This window comes from Betaproteobacteria bacterium, from assembly GCA_009693245.1.
Taxonomy (GTDB): domain Bacteria; phylum Pseudomonadota; class Gammaproteobacteria; order Burkholderiales; family SHXO01; genus SHXO01.
Genome location: SHXO01000013.1, coordinates 1 through 18,277 on the forward strand (window position 1 = coordinate 1; position 18,277 = coordinate 18,277).

An 18,277-nucleotide genomic window follows, 5' to 3' on the forward strand; every position below is an offset into this window, starting at 1 on the left:
CGGCTGAAAGCGACGCTTCCTTCGATGAATGTCGTACCCACAATCAAACACTCGATCCGTGTCTGCTGCCGCTTGGATGCTTCCTTCTTAAACATACTAACCTCCTATGTCATTGAGGCGGCTTGAGACGAATAAGGTGTTTCTTTGCCTGCCTCGTAGATGCGCGCTTCGACACGAGTAATTTTTGCCTCCGGCGGGACCTTGAACACCCCCTCGATGCGCTGGAAAAACTTGAACCCCAAGGTGTAGGGTTGAGTTTTCTCTCCGGGTTTTGGGAATACCAGGGTTCGCTGAACTCCTTTATCGACCAAATTGACCACTAACTCAATATGCCCCCGAAAATGCTCAGCCCGTTGTTTGGACTGAACCACCAAGAGCCGGTACCGGAACTCGCCGGGCCCGCCCGTGCCACCGACAGTTAACCGCTGAACGCTGATCCCGGCGGAGTCTCTGCTAATCGCCTGGAAAAACCCCGGCTCTTCCTTGAGTGTAGCGTTTTGCTCCGTCATGACTTTGAGTTGGTCAGACAGGGTTTGATGGGTCGCTCCATCAATCCGGACTTTTTGTTCGAGGGCGGCCAATTGCGTTCTAAGGTCCTGATTTTCCCGCTGAACTCTCGCGAGTGCCTGTTCCACGGTTTCACGTGTGGCGGCATTGGGATCGAACGGCTTGAAGGCAAAGGTTTGCCCTAAAAGGAACGTGGCCCACGCCAAACCAACCACTATCACCACGGTTATGGCTATGAGGGCCCATCGCCAATACCAAGGCAACTGCGTATGAACCGCGACCCTCGGTGCGGATATCCCGAATTTTCTTGTGGCGGTAAGAAGTGCCATTATCCTTGCAACGTCTTCATTTTCAGGCCGGCCAGCGGGCAGCGGGTCAATTACACGGGGATGTCATGGTTCACCAGTATCCATAACCAGGCCAGCAGGTCCGAGGTAGGCACGGCGCATGCCACGTTGTGCATATGCACGAGTCATTAACCCCTAAGCCGGTGTAGCCAGAACCAAAATCGTTCAGCTACCCCTGCGCTATCCACCTATTCACGATAGATACAAACAAAAAAGCCGCCCATGGGCGGCTTTTTGAGATTTGCTCGATATCTACCGCTTCGAGAATTGCTTCCGGCGGCGTGCCTTGTGGAAGCCAACTTTTTTGCGCTCCACTTCACGCGCGTCACGGATAACCAGCCCCGCCTTGCGCAGAGCAGGCTTCAATGCGGCATCGTAGTTCACCAACGCGCGGGCGATTCCATGGCGCACCGCCCCCGCCTGGCCGCTTTCTCCGCCCCCAGACACATTGACGGAAATGTCGAAGGTCGTAAGGTGGTTAGAGACTTGAAGGGGCTGGCGAACAATCATCCTACCGGTTTCTCTGGAGAAAAACTCATCTACCGGCCTTCCATTAACGACAATTCCACCCGCTCCCGCGCGCAGATACACACGGGCCACCGACGTCTTACGCCGTCCCGTGCCGTAATAGTTCTCTGGTGTTGCCATATGGATGCCTCTTATATCTTCAGTTCTCTGGGCTGCTGCGCAACATGCGGATGGTCGGTGCCTGGATACACCTTGAGTTTTCGAAACATCGCACTGCCCAGAGGGCCCTTGGGCAGCATGCCCTTGATCGCGATTTCTATCACTCGCTCCGGTGACTTGGCCTTCATCTCGGTGAAGGTGGCGGTGTGCATTTGACCTGGCTGTCCGCTATGCCGGTGGTAAGTCTTCGCCTCGGCCTTATTACCGGTCACTCGAATATGACTGGCGTTCACCACGACAATGTAATCGCCAGTGTCGACGTGGGGCGTGTATTCAGGCTTATGCTTGCCGCGAAGGCGCTTCGCGACCTCGGTCGCGAGGCGGCCAAGCACGCGATCTTTCGCGTCCACGATCAACCAGTCGCGCCTTACTTCATGGGGTTTTGCCGAAAAGGTCTTCATTGGTACCCAGCAGAGAGCGTACAGCTTTGAAAAGGGCGCGCAGTGTAATTGATTGGGTGCAATGGTGTCAAAGCCGATTATTTCGCCTCATCTGCGATGGCAACCCTTGTAATGCTGCGGCCTCTTCCCGGCCCCTACTTTTTCCCTTTTCTTTGGCCATAGCCATATTGCATAATCAAAGGTTTAGGGGATGACTCCATCCTTGGCTTAATTCCCTCTCTCAAGGTTTTCCTGATATGAATAAGCTTTGGCTCATTTTCGCACAGTGTGTGACCGTGGCGCTGGCTCTGTTACTCGTGGTCACCACTTTGCGCCCCGACCTCCTGCCAGTCCGCACGATGGGCTCGGGCAACAGCGTCGTGACGATTCGTGAGAGCGGAGCGGCGGGCTCCGGAGGCACAGCCACGTCGTCATCGGTTTCCTATCATGGAGGCGTGAGGGCAGCTGTTCCCTCCATAGTCAATATCTTTACCAGCAAGGAGATGCGGCGCCCGAAGCATCCCCTCATGGACGACCCCTTATTCCGCCGCTTTTTCGGCGAACCAGAAAGCGAGGCGCAGCGATCCTCCAGTCTAGGATCGGGGGTCATCGTGGGCGTGGAGGGCTATGTGATTACCAACAACCATGTGGTGGAGGCGGCCGACGAAATTCAAGTGGCCCTGAACGACGGCCGGCAAGCTCTGGCCAAGGTCGTGGGCGTGGATCCTGAAAGCGATCTTGCGGTGCTCAAGATCAATTTGGGCGACTTGCCCGTGGTCACCTTCGCGCAATCGGACAAGCTCCAGGTTGGCGATGTGGTACTGGCCATTGGTAATCCGTTTGGCGTGGGACAGACAGTCACGATGGGGATCGTGAGCGCCTTGGGGCGTAGCCACCTGGGAATCAATACATTCGAGAACTTCATTCAAACGGATGCCGCAATCAATCCGGGGAACTCGGGTGGGGCGCTCATCGACGCCTCGGGGCACCTCGTCGGGATCAATACCGCCATCTACTCGGGAACTGGCGGATCCATGGGAATCGGTTTCGCCATCCCCGTGAGCTTGGCGCGCCAAGTGATGGAGCAGATCATTCAATCCGGCTCGGTGACACGAGGCTGGATCGGCGTGGGAGTGCAAGACCTGAATTCCGAGCTAGCGGAATCCTTCCAGCTTCCAGATACGAAGGGCGTTCTGATCGCGAGCGTCATGCCGGGCAGCCCCGCGGCGAAATCTGGCATCCGGCCCGGAGACGTATTGCTATCGGTAGATGGGAAACCGCTCCCGGACAGCTCGGTCATTCTCAATGTCATTGCCGCGGTGGCACCAGGCAAGACAACCTCGGTGAAGTTGCTGCGCCATGGTAAACCCGTCGAGCTCAAAGTACTGGTCGGGAAAAGACCGGCGCCCCAGCCTCACGAGGAGGAAGAATAACGCACTTGCTGGGCTATTCTTGATATTCGGTACGGGCAGAGGAGGAGGAGCGAACCAGAATTGCGGCGACGATGATCCCGGCCTCGTACAAGATGCACAAGGGGAACGCCAGGAGAAGTTGGGACACCACATCGGGCGGGGTGACCACGGCGGCGACGATGAACGCCGCGACGATGAAGTAAGGACGAATTTCCCTCAGTTTCTCGACAGTCACGAAACCGATCTTGACCAGCACGATCTGGGCGATGGGAACCTCGAAGGTAACGCCGAAGGCCAAGAACATGGTGATGACGAAGCTCAGGTAATTCTCGATATCCGGCGCAACGGTGATGCTCTTGGGCGCGAACGAATAAACGAACTTGAAGACCGTGTTGAAGACGAAGAAATAACAAAACGCCATGCCCAGATAAAACAGCAAGGTGCTTGCGATCACCAGCGGAAACACAAGCTTCTTTTCGTGGCTATAGAGCCCGGGGGCCACAAAGGCCCAGGCTTGGTACAAGATGTACGGTAGCGCGATCATGAAGGCCACCAGCAGAGCCACCTTGATAGGCACCAAGAACGGAGTCACCACGCCGGTGGCGATCATCTTGGTGCCCTCCGGCAAAGCCGTCATCATCGGAAACGCCAATAGGTCGTACAAGTCCGATGCCCAGAAGGCAATGCAAAGGAATACGATCAACAGCGCGAGCAAGGCGCGCACGAGGCGGTTGCGCAGCTCGATCAAATGGGAAAAGAACGACTCGCCGCTAAATTCACTCACGGTGTTGCGCTATACACTCAATTGGATTGGAGGCAGTTACGCTTTGCGGCTGTCCGCGCCCGCGGAGGCATCTAGCCCAAGTTCTAACTGTGCAGATTGCGTTTCCACGGGGGCCGCCTCGGCGGCGGCATCCGAAGATGCTTGCTGGTAGGGCCAACCCGCCATGAGATTGACCCCCGATGCCGTTTGTTGAATGGCCTCTCCGGCCTTCTTGATTTCCTCGCCCGCGCCCGCGAGATCCTTTTGCGCCTCGCCAAAGGTTGCGGTCACGGAGCTTTGTATCCCCTTCGCCGCGGATTCGACTTCTGTCTGAATTTTCTTCAGATCCGCCAAATCCATCTCGCGGCTGATATCCGTCCTAACCTGCGTAACATAGCGTTGAAAGCGTCCGAGGAGATGCCCAGCGGTGCGCGCGACCCGTGGCAAGCGTTCGGGGCCGATCACGACCAACGCCACCACTCCGATGACGGCCAACTCCGAGAATCCAATATCGAACATGGTCGGGGCGAGGAGAACTAGGCTTTGGAACGATCAGGCTTTCGAGCGCTCTTTGACCTCGCCCTCGATGGTTTGCCCCGCCTTATCCTCTTCGATCTTGGCTTGTAGCGTTTTATCCTCCTCGGTCTTCATGCCCTCCTTGAAGCCCTTGACCGCGCCGCCCAAGTCCGCCCCGATGTTGCGCAGCTTCTTGGTCCCGAAGATCAACAACACTACCACCAGCACGATCAACCAGTGCCAAATACTAAATGAACCCATTGCTCTCCTCCTTCGCTTTCACCTTCACAAAACGCAACGCAAGAACGGTCTAGGTGCGATAAATCATGGCGGGCAAGGGCTGTTTACTACCCAGCACATGCAAATGGACGTGTGCCACTTCCTGGCGCCCTACTCTACCCGTGTTTACGATCAAACGAAATCCATCGTCCGACCCTTGCTCCTTCGCCAGCGTGGGGGCCAAGCACATCATCCGTCCCAGCGTGCTTGCGTGACGCTCCTCCACGACCGCCAGCGACTCCACGTGCTCTTTGGGAATCAAGAGGAAATGCACTGGCGCCACTGGGTGAATATCGTGAAACGCCAATACCGCATCGTCCTCGTAGACTTTCCGGATGGGGATTTCGCCGCGAACTATCCTGCAAAAAATACAAGCATCCATGCTGGCTTCCGCGCAAGTGAGGCGGGAGATAACCCCTGCCCCGAGTCCTAGGCCCTAAGTGCCGCGTGAAGCTTTCTCGTCAATTCCGGAAATCCCCTCTCTGCGCTGCAACTCGGCCAACACGTCGTCCGGGGCTAACCCGTGGTATGCGAGCAAAACCATGCTATGAAACCACAGATCGGCCACTTCACGAACGATGTGCAGTTTATCACCGTCTTTGGACGCGAGCAGGGTTTCGGCGCTCTCCTCGCCGATCTTCTTCAGAATCGCATCATGGCCCTTGCTGAAGAGTTTGGCCACGTAGGACGTGGAAGGATCCGCCTGTTTGCGGGATTCGATGGCCTGCGCCACCCGGAACAAAATGGTTTGATCGGTCATGGCGCCTCCTTCAGGGCCGGTAAATCTTCTCAGGGGCTTTGATCTGGGGATCCACCACGCTCCATTCGCCGTTCTTCAGTTCGCGAAAAAAACAGCTTTCTCTCCCCGTGTGGCAAGCGATGCCGCCCGCTTGCTCCACGCGCAACAGAATTACGTCGCCATCGCAGTCGAGGCGTATTGCCTTGACCTTTTGTACGTGCCCCGACTCCTCGCCCTTGCGCCAAAGCCGGTTCCTCGACCGGGACCAGTACACGGCCTCGCCGGTTGTTACCGTAATCCGCAAGGACTCTTTGTTCATCCAAGCGAACATCAGGACGCGGCCTGTCGCGGCATCTTGGGCGATGGCGGGTAATAGCCCCTCCTCGGTCCACACGATTTCGTCTAGCCAATCGCCACTCACAGGCGGACCTCGATTCCGCGTTGCGCCATATGGGCTTTGGCTTGCCCTACCGTGTATTCGCCGTAATGAAAGATGCTGGCCGCGAGCACGGCATCGGCGCGGCCCGATAAAATCCCTTGGGCAAGGTGATCGAGATTTCCGGCGCCACCGCTGGCGATCACGGGTATTGGCACCGCATCGGAGACCGCACGCGTGAGCTCGATATCGAATCCATCCCGTGTTCCGTCGCGATCCATGCTGGTGAGTAGAATTTCGCCCGCTCCCAGTGTACTTGCGCGCCGCGCCCACTCAATGGCGTCGCGCCCCGCGCTCTTGCGGCCTCCGTGCGTGAATACTTCCCAAGATGTCCCGGCTCGTCTCGCATCGATCGCCACCACGATGCATTGCGAGCCGACCTTGCCGCTCGTCTGCGCCACCAAGTCCGGATTGAGCAAGGCCGCGGTATTGATGCTCACTTTGTCGGCGCCCGCATTGAGCAAGCGCCGCACATCCTCCACGGTGCGCACCCCACCGCCCACGGTCAGGGGAATGAACACCTGGGCAGCCACTTTCTCGATGATGCCGAGAATTAACCCACGCCCGTCCGAGCTGGCGGTGATGTCCAGGAAACACAGTTCATCAGCCCCTTGCTCATCGTAACGCCGCGCCACTTCCACCGGGTCGCCGGCATCGCGCAGACCCACGAAATTGATGCCTTTGACCACGCGTCCTCGATCGACGTCCAGGCAGGGGATGATGCGTTTGGCCAAACTCATGGTCTTCGTTGGTAAGCTGCGCGCCCGCGCTTGGGCACGTGTGCGCTCAGGGGGTTTTGGGACTCAACTCGTCCGCTAATTTCTGCGCCTTGGCAAAATCCAGGGTGCCCTGATAGAGCGCGCGTCCGCTGATGGCACCGGTAACACCCTCGGATTCGATGCCACACAAGGCGCGAATATCTTCCAAACTGTTGATGCCACCGCTGGCGATCACGGGTACGGAAAGCGCCTTGGCCAGCTCCAGCGTCGCGTCCACGTTGACGCCAGTCATCATGCCGTCGCGCCCAATGTCCGTGTAGATGATGGCCTCGACACCATAGTCTTGGAACTTCTTGGCCAGATCGATCACGTCGTGGCCGGTGACCTTGGACCACCCATCCACCGCAACCTTGCCATCCTTGGCGTCTAGGCCCACCATGATGTGCCCAGGAAAGGCATAACAGGCGTCGTGCAGAAATCCCGGCGTCTTCACTGCCGCGCTGCCGATGATGACGTATTCGATGCCATCGTCGAGATAGCGCTCCACCGTGTCCAGATCGCGAATACCGCCTCCCAGTTGCACCGGAATCTCTTCTCCCAGAGCGCTCACGATGGCTTTGATGGCTGGCTCGTTCTTGGGCTTGCCCGCGAAGGCTCCGTTCAGATCCACGAGATGAAGCCTGCGGGCACCTTGGCTCGCCCAGACTTTTGCCATGGCGGCCGGGTCTTCGGAGAACACCGTGGCACTGCCCATATCGCCTTGTTTGAGGCGAACGCAGTGCCCGTCCTTGAGATCTATTGCGGGAATGATGAGCATGGGATGTCGTACGGTCAGCGAGGCAAGGCAAGTACGCGGGAAGCATCACGCGCGGAGCGGATTACCATACTCGTGGTTCGCGAAGCGTTATAGGGGCGGGCCGAGTGCGTGCGCTGAGAAGTCGTGACGATAAGCAAGGGCATCATACAACAGTCCGGATCTTACGTGGCGCGCCCATCCCAACTCAAGAAATTGCCGAGCAGGCGTAGACCGGCCGCCTGGCTCTTCTCGGGATGGAACTGGACAGCGAATAAATTGCTTCTGGCCACCGCACAAGCTATGCGTGAAGCATAGGTCGTGCAACCCACGATGAGCGTCTCATCGGCGGGCACCGGGTAGTAGCTGTGCACAAAGTAGAACCGCGAGCCATTGACGATGCCTTCCCACAGCGGATGCGGCCGGGTGTGTTCCACCTCGTTCCAGCCCATGTGAGGCACCTTGAGTTTTTCGCCGCCGGGCGAACGCGCGTTAGCGGGAAATCGCACGACTTTGCCGGCGAGAAGCCCAAGGCCGGGTTGGTCTCCTTCCTCGCTTATGCCGAACAGCATCTGAAGACCGATGCATATTCCCAGGAAAGGTTTGCTGCGTGCCGCTTCGATGACCGTTTCTCGCAATCCGCGCGCCTTCAGTTCGCGCATGCAATCGGGCATGGCCCCTTGCCCAGGAAAGATCACCCTTTCGGCGGCCGCAACCACATTGGCATCGCTCGTTACTTGGACGCTTCCATGGGAGGCCACGTGCTCAACGGCCTTGGCCACGGAGCGCAGATTGCCCATACCGTAATCGACGATCGCCACGTACGACATGGGGGATACGGCTAGAGCGCCCCCTTGGTGGACGGAAGCTGTCCCTGCATGCGCGGGTCGGGTTCGGCCGCCATGCGCAGCGCCCGCCCAAAGGCCTTGAACACGGTTTCGGCCTGGTGGTGGGCATTACGACCCTTCAGATTGTCGATGTGCAAGGTAACCAAGGCGTGATTGGCGAAGCCTTGAAAGAATTCCCGGGTCAGATCCACATCGAACGCGCCGATCAAGCTGCGCGAAAAATCGATGTGGTATTCCAGTCCCGGCCGCCCCGATAGATCGACCACGACCCGGCTCAAGGCTTCGTCCAAGGGCACGTAGGCGTGGCCGTAGCGGCGTAGTCCCACCTTGTCGCCCACGGCCTTGGCGAAAGCCTGGCCCAGCGTGATTCCCACATCTTCGACGCTGTGGTGCGCGTCGATGTGCAAATCGCCCTTGGCGTCTATCTCCAGATCCATCAAACCATGGCGCGCCACCTGGTCGAGCATGTGATCTAAGAATCCGATCCCTGTCGATAATTTGGAACGGCCCGTGCCGTCCAGATTAAGCCTGGCCGAGATCTGCGTCTCGATGGTATTGCGAACTACCTGCGCTTCACGCATGAAGGAACCTGTTGGGTATGCAACGCCATTATAGGGGATCGAACGTAGCGCCAGCCGCTACGCCTTAGTGATGCAGCCGGTATTCCGCGGATTTGGCGTGCGCCGGTAAGCCTTCGCCACGCGCCAGTTCGCTGGCCACCCTTCCCAGCTTGTCGGCACCTTCGCGCGAAACCTGAATGATGCTGGTGCGCTTCTGAAAATCGTAGACGCCAAGAGGCGAAGAAAATCGCGCCGTGCGAGCCGTGGGAAGCACGTGATTTGGCCCCGCGCAGTAATCGCCCAGAGCCTCGGAGGCGTAATGGCCCAGGAAGATCGCGCCCGCGTTATGAATCTTGCCGAGCCATGCCTCGGGATCCGCCAAGCTCAATTCCAAGTGCTCGGGCGCCATTCGGTTGGCGATCTCGCAGGCCTCATTGAGATCTCGAACCTGTATCAACGCCCCACGATTCTTGAGAGATTTTCGGATAATGCCCGCTCGCGGCATGTCGTGAATCTGGCGCGCCATGCTCGCGTGCACGGCATCGATGAAGTTGGCATCCGGGCAAAGCAGGACGGCCTGCGCCACTTCGTCGTGCTCGGCTTGCGAAAATAAATCCATGGCCACCCAATCGGGATTGCCCGTGCCATCGCTTAGCACCAGGATTTCGCTGGGGCCCGCCAACATATCGATGCCAACGGTTCCGAACACCTGGCGCTTCGCTGATGCGACGTATGCATTACCTGGGCCGACGATCTTGTCCGCCTGGGGAATGCTCGTGGTTCCGTACGCCAGCGCGCCGATGGCTTGCGCACCACCGATGGCGTAGACTTGGTCCACGCCGCACAAGGCCGCCGCAGCCAGTACCAGGGCATTACGATTTCCGCCAGGGGTGGGAACCACCATGATGATCCGCGCCACGCCCGCCACCTTTGCGGGCAATGCATTCATCATCACCGTCGAAGGATAAGCTGCCTTGCCTCCTGGAACGTAGAGACCCACTCGCTCCAGGGCCGTGACTTTCTGTCCCAGTTTGTTACCGTCCCCATCGGTGAAACTCCACGACTCTTGCACCTGTCTCTCGTGGTAGCTACGTATGCGCCCGGCGGCTTGAACAAGCGCATCGCGTTGGGCATGGGGCAAGCCCGCGAAGGCAGCCTCCAACTCCGCCTTCGGGATGCACAGCGCGCCCATGTCCTGGGCAGCGACGCCGTCGAAGCGCCGCGTGTAGTCCAGCACAGCCTGGTCACCCCGGCTTTTCACATCCGCGAGGATCGCGCGCACGGCCGATTCGATGCCCTCGTCCAGAGACGCTTCGAAAGCCAGCAATCTCCCCAAGGCCGCATCGAAACCCGGCGCATCGCTGCGTAACAAGGAAACCTCAAGCATTCTTGGCCGCGGTCGCTTCGAATGCCGAGAGCAATGGAGCAATGAGCGCGCTTTTCACCTTCAGCGCCGCTTGGTTAATGATCAAGCGCGCGCTCACCGCCATGATGTCCTCCACCGCCCGCAGCCGGTTGGCTTTCAAGGTGCCGCCAGTGCTCACCAAGTCGACGATGGCGTCGGCCAACCCCACCAAGGGCGCCAATTCCATGGATCCGTACAACTTGATGAGATCCACATGCACGCCTTTTGCCGCAAAGTGCTCATGCGCCGTCTTTACATACTTGGTCGCCACCTTGAGCCGCGCACCCCGGCGCACGGCTTGGGCATAGTCGAAATCCTCCGGTGCCGCCACGACCATCTTGCAACGCGCGATGGCTAGATCGAGAGGCTGGTAGAGCCCTTCGGAACCGTGTTCGTGCAGCACATCCTTGCCCGCGATCCCAAGATCCGCGGCACCATAACGCACGTAGGTGGGAACATCGGTGGCCCGCACGATGACGATGCGAACGTCCGCGCGGTTGGTTCCAATCACAAGTTTGCGAGAGGACTCCGGATCCTCGCTCGGCCGGATTCCGGCCGCCGCCAGCAAAGGCAAGGTTTCGGTAAAGATGCGGCCCTTGGATAGGGCGATGGTGACTTGATTCACTTCGAGTTCGGCTACATAAAGGACAATTCTATCCCGCTCACCGGGTGCGCCTTATGCGCGCACCCACCGAAGGGCTTTTGGCTCCGGCCGGTTGCCCGCGAGGGGCAACCTTAACCCGCACAAAACCGCGTGGGTTAGCCTTCACCGAAAGCTCGGTCACCGGGTGCGCCTTATTCGCGCACCCAATTGACCGAGCTTTTCTTCGATACACTCATAGCCGCGGTCGAGGTGGTAGGCGCGGTCGACAAGTGTCTGCCCATTGGACACCAAGCCTGCCAGCACCAGGCAGGCAGAGGCCCGCAAGTCCGTCGCCATCACGCTGGCGCCCTCCAATTGCGAAACACCACGGATGATGGCAGTATTGCCCTCAACGTCGATCCGCGCGCCCAGGCGCCGCAGTTCCTGCACGTGCATGAAGCGGTTTTCGAAGATGGTTTCGGTCATCACCGCTGTACCCTCGGCCACGGAATTCAGCGCCATGAACTGCGCTTGCATGTCCGTGGGGAAGGCCGGGAAAGGTGACGTTCTAAGGCTTACGGCCTTGGGCTTGCCCGTCATGCGCACACCCACCCAGTCCGCGCCTTCTTCCACCTGGGCGCCCGCTTCGCGCAACTTCGCCAGCACCGCGTCCGCCAGCCCAGGCCGGGTATCGCGCAGGCGAATATCGCCCTGAGTAATGGCACCTGCCACCAGGAAAGTCCCCATTTCAATGCGATCGGGCATGACTCCATGGGTGGCCGCCCCCAGGCGCGCCACCCCTTCGATGGTGATCACGTCGGAACCTTCCCCGCTGATTTTGGCGCCCATGGCGATCAGGCAGCGGGCCAAGTCCACGACCTCGGGCTCGCGCGCGGCGTTCTCCAGCACGGTGGTGCCTTGCGCCAGCGTGGCGGCCATCATGAGGTTTTCCGTACCGGTGACGGTCACCAAGTCCATCACGATACGCGCGCCCTTGAGTCTCCTTGCCTGGGCATGCACGTAGCCATGCTCGATGCTGACTTCGGCACCCATGGCCTGAAGGCCCTTGATATGCTGGTCGACGGGCCGCAGCCCGATGGCGCAACCGCCAGGCAATGACACCTTGGCATCGCCGAAACGCGCCACCAAGGGGCCAAGGACGAGCACCGATGCCCGCATGGTGCGCACCAACTCGTAAGGCGCCACCGGAGAATGGACATTGGCCGCGGTCAAGCACACGCCCAACTTCTCGTCGAGTTCCACCTCCACGCCCATCTGCCCCAAGAGGGTTAGATTGGTCGTGACATCGCGCAGGTGCGGCACGTTTTGCACCCGCAAAGTCTCCGGGGTGAGGAGTGAAGCGCACAGGATGGGCAGCGCGGCGTTCTTGGCGCCGGAAACGCGTACCTCGCCGGTGAGGCGCTCTCCGCCTTCGATCAGCAACTTGTCCAAATTAGTTCGCTTCCCGTGCCCATTGGTCGGGCGTCAAGGTCTTCATGGAGAGCGCGTGGATCTCCTGGCGCATGCGGTCTCCCAATGCCTTGTAGACCAATTGGTGCTGCTGCACGCGGTTCTTGCCACGAAACGCCTCGCACACGATGACCGCTTCGAAGTGATGGCCGTCGCCGCCCACTTCGACGTGTTCGCACGCTAAGCCTTCCAAGATGTACTTCTTGACGTCTTCCGGTGATACCAAGGGATACTCCTTTCGCTACTTTGCTAATGGCGCAATTTGTAGCCCGTTCGAATGAGATGCAAAGTGAAGGCACTGAGCAGCACCAGACATACCGCCACGATGGCCAGGCTTTTCGCCGGGGGCACATCGCTCATTCCGAAAAAGCCGAAGCGAAAGCCATCGATCATGTAGAAGAACGGGTTCAAATGCGAAATCCCCTGCCAGAAAGCGGGCAGGGAGTGGATGGAGTAGAACACGCCGGAGAGAAATGTGAGCGGCACGATGATGAAATTCTGGAATGCAGCCATCTGATCGAACTTATCCGCCCACAGTCCGGCCACCAGTCCCAGAGCGCCGAGGATAGCACCACCGCCGATGGCAAACGCAAGCGCCCAGAGGGGATGCACCAGGGGAAGCTGAGTCAGCCACATGGTCCCCAGTACCACGCCCACGCATACCGTTATCCCGCGCAAGGTGGCGGCCAGGACGTAGGCGAGGAAGGTGGCTCCCGGGGTCAGGGGCGTGAGCAGAAGGAATACGATGTTGCCCGTCACCTTGGACTGGATCAAGCTCGACGAGCTGTTGGCAAAGGCGTTTTGCAGCAATGACATCATGGCGAGGCCCGGGATCAGGAAGGCCGTATAGCCCACTCCGGGATAGATTTCGACGCGCCCCTCCAGAACGTGGGAAAAAATGAGGAGGTAGAGCAAGGCCGTGAGCACGGGGGCGACCACGGTTTGAAACGCCACCTTCCAGAAGCGCAACAGCTCCTTGTACAGCAGGGTCGAAAATCCGCTCATGCCGCCTTGGCCATCATGCGCACGAATACTTCTTCCAGATCCGCCTGCAACACTTCCATTTCCAGCACTTCTACCGAGGCTTCCCGTAGCGCGGCGAGAGTCGCTTCGATTTCCCCATAACTTTTGAGGCTCATTACAAAACCGCCCTCCTGCTCCGCGGTGACCTTGGCGCGCAGAGCAGGCGGCAATCGAGCCTGCGCCGTTCGCAACCGCAAATGCACCCCCGGCAAGCCGCGCACGAGATTGGCCGTCGTGTCGAGGGCGACGAGGCGGCCCTGCTTGAGCATCGCGATGCGCCCGCATAGAGCTTCCGCTTCCTCCAGATAGTGCGTCGTCAGCACAATGGTGTGGCCGGCCACATTGAGTTCTCGAACGAATTGCCAGAGGGCTTGGCGCAACTCCACGTCCACACCTGCCGTGGGCTCATCCAATATGATGACCGGGGGCTTGTGGACCAGAGCCTGCGCCACCAGCACCCGGCGCTTCATGCCCCCCGAGAGGGATCGCATGTTCGCATGCGCCTTGTCCTGCAAGTCGAGGCGCTCGATGAGGTGGCCGATCCACGCATCGTTATTCCGCAAACCGAAATACCCCGATTGAATGCGCAAGGTTTCGCGCACGGAAAAAAACGGATCGAAGACCAATTCCTGCGGCACCACGCCCAAGGCCCTGCGCGCCTGTTGGTAACCGGTACGCACATCGTGACCGGCGACTCTAAAGCTTCCCTGGTCAGCGCGCGCGAGCCCCGCCAGGATGCTGATGAGCGTCGTTTTCCCCGCGCCATTGGGCCCCAGCAGGCCAAAGAACTCGCCAGATTGCACGGTAAGCGTCACACCGTCCAAGGCCTGCACACGGCCAAAGCGCTTGTACGCGCCTTGCACTTCGATGGCCGCCATGCTTTAAGCGCTGGGTAACAGATCGAGGACCTCGTACACCGAGGCCAAGCTGCGCATGTTTTGAGTAAGGTTGTGAAACCGTACGGTTCCACCTTGGCGGGAAAGGACTCGCGCCCATTCGAAGAGGATGCTCAAGGCAGAGGAATCCACTTCAGTGACGGCGGAGAGATCCACCTCGATGGCTCCGCCTCCCCGTTGCTGGAATTGCCGAAGGCCCTCGTCTCGCAACGCCGTGGCATTTCGAATCGTCACCGGGCCCGCTACCCAGTAACGGCCATCCCTATTCTCGATGGTCACTTCTTGGTTTGCGCGGCGGCGGTGCGCCTGCTATTCATCTCGGTCAATGCCTTGATGAGGCCATCGATGCCGCCTTGCTTGATCTGCTCGGAAAAAGTGCTGCGATAGGTGCTGACCAGGCTCACCTCGTTCACCGTCACGTCGTAAACCTTCCAGGCGTCCGGCGCCTTGAACATGCTGTAGTCCACGCTGATGGGGGGCGCACCGCCGGGCAAGCGGATCTGGGTCTTCACTTGTACATCGTCGTCGGTAGGTTGCAGCTTGACGGGCTTCACGTCCACCACCACCCCCCGCGCCGCCGAGTAAGCGGTGGTATAGGAGCGCAGCAGCAGCGCCCGGAACTGCGCGACGATGCTCTGCTGTTGCTCCGGCGTAGCTTGGCGCCAGCTCTTGCCCACCGCCAAGCGCGCTATACGCTCGAAATCGAAGTGCATGACGATTTTTTCCTCGATGGCCTTCGCCACCGTGGCGGCGTCCGTATCGTTTTTACTCAAAATCTTGAGGACATCGTCAGCCACGCCCTTTACCAGCGCGTCGGGTGCTAGTTGCGCGAAGCTCAGGCGCGCGAACACCGACAATGCCGCGATGCCGGCCCATACAACAAACGTTCTTCTGCTGAAATTCATTCTTACCCTCGCTTGAATTTTCCGGCTATTTCTGCGAATTACCCTCGGCGGCCTTGCTGTAAAGGAATTGCCCGATTATCTTCTCCAAGACCACGGCGGACTGCGTCATCTTCATGGTGTCCCCGTTCTTCAAAAGCAACTCGTCGCCGCCGCCCTCCAGCCCCACATATTGCTCGCCCAACAGACCCGCCGTCAGTATCGAGGCGATCGTATCCTTGGGAAACTCGTAACTCTTGCCGATGAGCATGGTAACGCGCCCCACGAACTTCTTGTTGTCGAACTGCACTTGCTCCACGCGCCCGACGACCACGCCCGCGCTCTTGACGGGTGCGCGCACCTTCAAGCCGCCGATATTGTCGAATTCCGCGATAACGCGGTAGCCGCCGGTTTCGCTGACGGAGCTGGCATTGCCCACCTTGAGAGCCAGCACGAGTAGGGCAATCAATCCCCCGGTAACGAAAATTCCCACCCATAGATCGACCGCGGTACGTGACATCTTGAGATCCTTATATTCCGGTAAACATGAACGAGGTCAGCACGAAATCCAGCGCGAGCACCGCCAAGGCGGAGGTCACGACGGTGCGCGTCACCGCGAAGGACACTCCCTCCGCGGTGGGCGGCGAATCGTAGCCTTCGAATAAAGCGATGGCCGTGACCGCCGCGCCGAACACCACGCTCTTAATAACGCCATTGACGATGTCGTAGCGTAGGTCAACATTGGCCTGCATTTGCGACCAGAAGGCTCCCGTATCCACACCGAGGATCACCACCCCGATCAGATAGCCCCCGAAAATGCCCATGGCGCTGAAGATGGCGGCCAACAAAGGCATGGCGATAAAGCCGCCCCAGAACATGGGCGACACCACGCGCGCGAAGGGGTCCACCGCCATCATCTCCATGGCGGAGAGTTGTTCGTTGGATTTCATGAGTCCAAGCTTCGCCGTCATGGCGGAGCCCGCGCGGCTGGCGAATAACAGCGCGGAAACCACCGGGCCCAGTTCGCGCACCAAAGACAGTGCCACCAAGGTTCCAAGGGCTTCAGCCGACCCGTAGCGCTTCAAGGTTTCATAGCCTTGCACCCCCAGCACCATACCCACGAACAAGCCCGAGATAATGATGATGATGAGCGACAGCACGCCGCTAAAAAACACTTCGTCCAACAGCAACCGCGGCCGGCGAAAACCGAGCAAACTTTGCGAGATTACCTGCCCCATGAAGCGTGTGGCCGAGCCAAAGCGCCACACCCCATTGACCACCTGGTGGCCAATCAGACGCACCCCGCTGTCCAGTGCTTTGATCATCGTGCCGCCATGCCAAGATCCTCGGCGTACCGCAGCGAGGGATAATGAAAGGGGACGGGTCCGTCGGGGTGTCCGTGCACAAACTGCTTCACGAAGAGATCTTCCGAACTCAGTATTTCCCGCGGCGTGCCCTTCGCCACGATGGTTCCCGCCGCCACGATATAGACATAGTCAACCACGGGCATGGAGCCGTGGATATCGTGGGTCACCAGAATCGAGGTGGCACCCAGGGCATCGTTTAGCTTGCGGATGAGGTTGGAGATGACCCCCACGGAAATGGGATCCAATCCAGTGAAAGGTTCGTCGTACATCATCAGCATGGGATCCAGGGCGATGGCCCGGGCCAGGGCCACCCTGCGCGCCATTCCGCCCGACAACTCCGAAGGCTTGAGCGCATGGGCGCCCCGCAAGCCAACGGCGTTGAGCTTCATGAGCACCAAGTCGCGAATCATGGATTCCGGCAACCCGGAATGCTCACGCAGTGGGAACGCCACGTTATCGAACACCGTGAGATCCGTGAACAGAGCGCCAAACTGAAACAGCATACCCATGCGGCGGCGCAACGCGTACAGTTCGTCATGGGGCAATTGGTGAACGACTTCACCCATCACCTGTATCTGACCGGCGCCGGGTTTGAGTTGCCCGCCGATCAAACGCAGGACCGTCGTTTTCCCGCTCCCGCTGCCACCCATGATGGCCACCACCTTCCCGCGCGGAATGGACATGGAAATTCCATTCAGAATTGCGCGAGAGCCGTAGCCGAAACGAACGTTATCGATTTCTACGACGTTATCTTGTCCTGCCGGCACGCTGTTCATTCCGCGTTGAAGGTGCGCGGCATTCTAATTCAATGCGAGCCCGCCGCCTATTTCTAGTATGCCGGTTGCATTCGAAGGAAAATCCCGGCACTGTTCGCCCCCATCATGGAAGCCCCAGAAACTCCTAGCGCGGACCGCCCGCCCGCCATTCGGTTCCGCAATACCAGCCGCCGTTACGGTGCGCACCTCGCCGTGGAGGACGTGAGCTTCGACGTCCTGCCGGGAGAGTGTTTCGGTTTGGTTGGCGGAAACGGCGCGGGCAAGACCACCTTGCTCAAATGCATGCTGGATTTCATCCCGGCACATGCGGGCGCTATAGAGATATACGGTGTTCCCTACGGCGAGACACGCGCGCGCTCCAAGATCGCTTTCCTGCCGGAGCGCTTCGTCCCTCCCTATTATCTGACTGGAGTGGATTTTCTGCGCTACATGCTCAAGCTGCATGAGCGGCCCTACGACGCCGGTGCGACTGCCGCGATCCTTGAAGGTCTGGACCTAGATCAGAGCGCGCTGCGCAAGCCCGTGCGCGACTATTCGAAAGGCATGACTCAGAAACTCGGGTTAGCCATGTGTTTCTTGAGCGAGAAGGAGTTGCTGGTCTTCGATGAACCCACAACGGGCCTAGACCCCAAGGCCCGGGCGCTTTTCAAGACGCGGATACGGGGCGCGGTGGCCAGCGGCCGCTCTGTGTTGCTCACGTCCCACTCGCTGGGGGATGTCGAGGAAATGTGCCAGTGCATGGCGTTGTTGCACCATGGACGATTGCTATTCATGGGATCGCCCCAGGCATTGCGCGAGAAGTTCAACGCGCCCACCTTGGAGGCCGCTTATCTTGAATGCATCTCGGAAGGACGAAAATGAACGGGACTATACGAGTTAACGGGCCCCGC

At 59.2% G+C, this 18,277-nt stretch carries 26 protein-coding genes; 2 read left to right on the forward strand and 24 right to left on the reverse strand.

What is annotated here, in order from left to right; genetic code table 11:
- Positions 1 to 104: 104 nt before the first annotated feature.
- From EXR36_03500 to EXR36_03510, 3 genes are all read right to left on the reverse strand, one after another.
- Positions 105 to 731: a hypothetical protein gene (locus tag EXR36_03500; GenBank protein ID MSQ58718.1), complete on the reverse strand. Its 627-nt coding sequence runs from the start codon at positions 729 to 731 to the stop codon at positions 105 to 107.
- 375 nt (positions 732 to 1,106) lie between these two features.
- A complete protein-coding gene (locus EXR36_03505; protein ID MSQ58719.1) occupies positions 1,107 to 1,502 on the reverse strand; it encodes a 30S ribosomal protein S9 in 396 nt (131 codons plus the stop codon).
- Positions 1,503 to 1,513: 11 nt separating this feature from the next.
- Positions 1,514 to 1,942: a 50S ribosomal protein L13 gene (locus EXR36_03510; GenBank protein ID MSQ58720.1), complete on the reverse strand. Its 429-nt coding sequence runs from the start codon at positions 1,940 to 1,942 to the stop codon at positions 1,514 to 1,516.
- A 236-nt stretch (positions 1,943 to 2,178) separates the two neighbouring features.
- Between EXR36_03510 and EXR36_03515 the strand changes: the two genes are divergently transcribed.
- On the forward strand, positions 2,179 to 3,354 hold the full coding sequence (locus EXR36_03515; protein ID MSQ58721.1) for a Do family serine endopeptidase: 1,176 nt from the start codon (positions 2,179 to 2,181) through the stop codon (positions 3,352 to 3,354).
- A 13-nt stretch (positions 3,355 to 3,367) separates the two neighbouring features.
- Here EXR36_03515 and tatC read toward each other — a convergent pair whose 3' ends face one another.
- From tatC to EXR36_03620, 21 genes are all read right to left on the reverse strand, one after another.
- The gene (tatC, locus tag EXR36_03520; protein MSQ58722.1) at positions 3,368 to 4,117 is read right to left on the reverse strand and encodes a twin-arginine translocase subunit TatC; all 750 of its coding nucleotides are present in this window, start codon (positions 4,115 to 4,117) and stop codon (positions 3,368 to 3,370) included.
- A 36-nt stretch (positions 4,118 to 4,153) separates the two neighbouring features.
- On the reverse strand, positions 4,154 to 4,615 hold the full coding sequence (gene tatB / locus EXR36_03525; GenBank protein MSQ58723.1) for a twin-arginine translocase subunit TatB: 462 nt from the start codon (positions 4,613 to 4,615) through the stop codon (positions 4,154 to 4,156).
- A gap of 33 nt (positions 4,616 to 4,648) precedes the next feature.
- Positions 4,649 to 4,873, reverse strand: a complete 225-nt coding sequence (gene tatA / locus EXR36_03530; protein ID MSQ58724.1) for a Sec-independent protein translocase subunit TatA — start codon at positions 4,871 to 4,873, stop codon at positions 4,649 to 4,651.
- Positions 4,874 to 4,922: 49 nt separating this feature from the next.
- On the reverse strand, positions 4,923 to 5,273 hold the full coding sequence (locus tag EXR36_03535; protein MSQ58725.1) for a histidine triad nucleotide-binding protein: 351 nt from the start codon (positions 5,271 to 5,273) through the stop codon (positions 4,923 to 4,925).
- 54 nt (positions 5,274 to 5,327) lie between these two features.
- Positions 5,328 to 5,651, reverse strand: a complete 324-nt coding sequence (locus tag EXR36_03540) for a phosphoribosyl-ATP diphosphatase (protein ID MSQ58726.1) — start codon at positions 5,649 to 5,651, stop codon at positions 5,328 to 5,330.
- A 10-nt stretch (positions 5,652 to 5,661) separates the two neighbouring features.
- Positions 5,662 to 6,051 carry a phosphoribosyl-AMP cyclohydrolase gene (gene hisI, locus EXR36_03545; GenBank protein MSQ58727.1) on the reverse strand — a complete coding sequence of 130 codons (390 nt, stop codon included), beginning with the start codon at positions 6,049 to 6,051 and terminating at the stop codon, positions 5,662 to 5,664.
- Positions 6,048 to 6,806: an imidazole glycerol phosphate synthase subunit HisF gene (hisF, locus tag EXR36_03550; protein ID MSQ58728.1), complete on the reverse strand. Its 759-nt coding sequence runs from the start codon at positions 6,804 to 6,806 to the stop codon at positions 6,048 to 6,050. The genes hisI and hisF overlap by 4 nt, the downstream gene beginning before the upstream one ends.
- 46 nt (positions 6,807 to 6,852) lie before the next feature.
- Entirely contained in the window at positions 6,853 to 7,602 is a 750-nt protein-coding gene (hisA, locus tag EXR36_03555) for a 1-(5-phosphoribosyl)-5-[(5-phosphoribosylamino)methylideneamino]imidazole-4-carboxamide isomerase (protein MSQ58729.1), read from the reverse strand.
- 161 nt (positions 7,603 to 7,763) lie between these two features.
- Entirely contained in the window at positions 7,764 to 8,408 is a 645-nt protein-coding gene (gene hisH, locus EXR36_03560; GenBank protein ID MSQ58730.1) for an imidazole glycerol phosphate synthase subunit HisH, read from the reverse strand.
- A gap of 11 nt (positions 8,409 to 8,419) precedes the next feature.
- Positions 8,420 to 9,007, reverse strand: coding sequence for an imidazoleglycerol-phosphate dehydratase HisB (hisB, locus tag EXR36_03565; protein ID MSQ58731.1), 588 nt, complete (start codon positions 9,005 to 9,007; stop codon positions 8,420 to 8,422).
- 64 nt (positions 9,008 to 9,071) lie between these two features.
- Entirely contained in the window at positions 9,072 to 10,373 is a 1,302-nt protein-coding gene (hisD, locus tag EXR36_03570) for a histidinol dehydrogenase (GenBank protein ID MSQ58732.1), read from the reverse strand.
- Entirely contained in the window at positions 10,366 to 11,016 is a 651-nt protein-coding gene (locus EXR36_03575; GenBank protein MSQ58733.1) for an ATP phosphoribosyltransferase, read from the reverse strand. The genes hisD and EXR36_03575 overlap by 8 nt, the downstream gene beginning before the upstream one ends.
- 156 nt (positions 11,017 to 11,172) lie before the next feature.
- Entirely contained in the window at positions 11,173 to 12,426 is a 1,254-nt protein-coding gene (gene murA, locus EXR36_03580; GenBank protein ID MSQ58734.1) for a UDP-N-acetylglucosamine 1-carboxyvinyltransferase, read from the reverse strand.
- Position 12,427: 1 nt separating this feature from the next.
- Positions 12,428 to 12,670, reverse strand: a complete 243-nt coding sequence (locus tag EXR36_03585) for a BolA family transcriptional regulator (protein MSQ58735.1) — start codon at positions 12,668 to 12,670, stop codon at positions 12,428 to 12,430.
- A gap of 23 nt (positions 12,671 to 12,693) precedes the next feature.
- Positions 12,694 to 13,449, reverse strand: coding sequence for a metal-dependent hydrolase (locus EXR36_03590; GenBank protein MSQ58736.1), 756 nt, complete (start codon positions 13,447 to 13,449; stop codon positions 12,694 to 12,696).
- Positions 13,446 to 14,345 carry an ABC transporter ATP-binding protein gene (locus tag EXR36_03595; GenBank protein ID MSQ58737.1) on the reverse strand — a complete coding sequence of 300 codons (900 nt, stop codon included), beginning with the start codon at positions 14,343 to 14,345 and terminating at the stop codon, positions 13,446 to 13,448. Before EXR36_03595 ends, EXR36_03590 begins: the two co-directional genes overlap by 4 nt.
- Positions 14,346 to 14,348: 3 nt before the next feature.
- The gene (locus EXR36_03600; GenBank protein ID MSQ58738.1) at positions 14,349 to 14,642 is read right to left on the reverse strand and encodes an STAS domain-containing protein; all 294 of its coding nucleotides are present in this window, start codon (positions 14,640 to 14,642) and stop codon (positions 14,349 to 14,351) included.
- Positions 14,639 to 15,268, reverse strand: a complete 630-nt coding sequence (locus EXR36_03605; protein ID MSQ58739.1) for an ABC transporter substrate-binding protein — start codon at positions 15,266 to 15,268, stop codon at positions 14,639 to 14,641. The genes EXR36_03600 and EXR36_03605 overlap by 4 nt, the downstream gene beginning before the upstream one ends.
- 25 nt (positions 15,269 to 15,293) lie before the next feature.
- The gene (gene mlaD / locus EXR36_03610) at positions 15,294 to 15,764 is read right to left on the reverse strand and encodes an outer membrane lipid asymmetry maintenance protein MlaD (GenBank protein ID MSQ58740.1); all 471 of its coding nucleotides are present in this window, start codon (positions 15,762 to 15,764) and stop codon (positions 15,294 to 15,296) included.
- A 10-nt stretch (positions 15,765 to 15,774) separates the two neighbouring features.
- Positions 15,775 to 16,557 (reverse strand): lipid asymmetry maintenance ABC transporter permease subunit MlaE, encoded by a 783-nt coding sequence (gene mlaE / locus EXR36_03615; GenBank protein MSQ58741.1) that lies wholly within the window; start codon positions 16,555 to 16,557, stop codon positions 15,775 to 15,777.
- 8 nt (positions 16,558 to 16,565) lie between these two features.
- Positions 16,566 to 17,387: an ABC transporter ATP-binding protein gene (locus EXR36_03620; protein MSQ58742.1), complete on the reverse strand. Its 822-nt coding sequence runs from the start codon at positions 17,385 to 17,387 to the stop codon at positions 16,566 to 16,568.
- Positions 17,388 to 17,492: 105 nt separating this feature from the next.
- Between EXR36_03620 and EXR36_03625 the strand changes: the two genes are divergently transcribed.
- Entirely contained in the window at positions 17,493 to 18,248 is a 756-nt protein-coding gene (locus EXR36_03625; protein ID MSQ58743.1) for an ABC transporter ATP-binding protein, read from the forward strand.
- Positions 18,249 to 18,277: the final 29 nt, after the last annotated feature.

What these genes read in the sequence shown, in the direction of transcription:
- EXR36_03505 (MSQ58719.1), bottom strand. Translation starts at nt 1,502, where the DNA reads ATGGCAACACCAGAGAACTATTACGGCACGGGACGGCGTAAGACGTCG.
- EXR36_03510 (MSQ58720.1), bottom strand. Translation starts at nt 1,942, where the DNA reads ATGAAGACCTTTTCGGCAAAACCCCATGAAGTAAGGCGCGACTGGTTG.
- EXR36_03515 (MSQ58721.1), top strand. Translation starts at nt 2,179, where the DNA reads ATGAATAAGCTTTGGCTCATTTTCGCACAGTGTGTGACCGTGGCGCTG.
- tatB (MSQ58723.1), bottom strand. Translation starts at nt 4,615, where the DNA reads ATGTTCGATATTGGATTCTCGGAGTTGGCCGTCATCGGAGTGGTGGCG.
- tatA (MSQ58724.1), bottom strand. Translation starts at nt 4,873, where the DNA reads ATGGGTTCATTTAGTATTTGGCACTGGTTGATCGTGCTGGTGGTAGTG.
- EXR36_03535 (MSQ58725.1), bottom strand. Translation starts at nt 5,273, where the DNA reads ATGGATGCTTGTATTTTTTGCAGGATAGTTCGCGGCGAAATCCCCATC.
- EXR36_03540 (MSQ58726.1), bottom strand. Translation starts at nt 5,651, where the DNA reads ATGACCGATCAAACCATTTTGTTCCGGGTGGCGCAGGCCATCGAATCC.
- hisF (MSQ58728.1), bottom strand. Translation starts at nt 6,806, where the DNA reads ATGAGTTTGGCCAAACGCATCATCCCCTGCCTGGACGTCGATCGAGGA.
- hisA (MSQ58729.1), bottom strand. Translation starts at nt 7,602, where the DNA reads ATGCTCATCATTCCCGCAATAGATCTCAAGGACGGGCACTGCGTTCGC.
- hisH (MSQ58730.1), bottom strand. Translation starts at nt 8,408, where the DNA reads ATGTCGTACGTGGCGATCGTCGATTACGGTATGGGCAATCTGCGCTCC.
- hisB (MSQ58731.1), bottom strand. Translation starts at nt 9,007, where the DNA reads ATGCGTGAAGCGCAGGTAGTTCGCAATACCATCGAGACGCAGATCTCG.
- hisD (MSQ58732.1), bottom strand. Translation starts at nt 10,373, where the DNA reads ATGCTTGAGGTTTCCTTGTTACGCAGCGATGCGCCGGGTTTCGATGCG.
- EXR36_03590 (MSQ58736.1), bottom strand. Translation starts at nt 13,449, where the DNA reads ATGAGCGGATTTTCGACCCTGCTGTACAAGGAGCTGTTGCGCTTCTGG.
- EXR36_03595 (MSQ58737.1), bottom strand. Translation starts at nt 14,345, where the DNA reads ATGGCGGCCATCGAAGTGCAAGGCGCGTACAAGCGCTTTGGCCGTGTG.
- EXR36_03605 (MSQ58739.1), bottom strand. Translation starts at nt 15,268, where the DNA reads ATGAATTTCAGCAGAAGAACGTTTGTTGTATGGGCCGGCATCGCGGCA.
- mlaD (MSQ58740.1), bottom strand. Translation starts at nt 15,764, where the DNA reads ATGTCACGTACCGCGGTCGATCTATGGGTGGGAATTTTCGTTACCGGG.
- EXR36_03620 (MSQ58742.1), bottom strand. Translation starts at nt 17,387, where the DNA reads ATGAACAGCGTGCCGGCAGGACAAGATAACGTCGTAGAAATCGATAAC.
- EXR36_03625 (MSQ58743.1), top strand. Translation starts at nt 17,493, where the DNA reads ATGGAAGCCCCAGAAACTCCTAGCGCGGACCGCCCGCCCGCCATTCGG.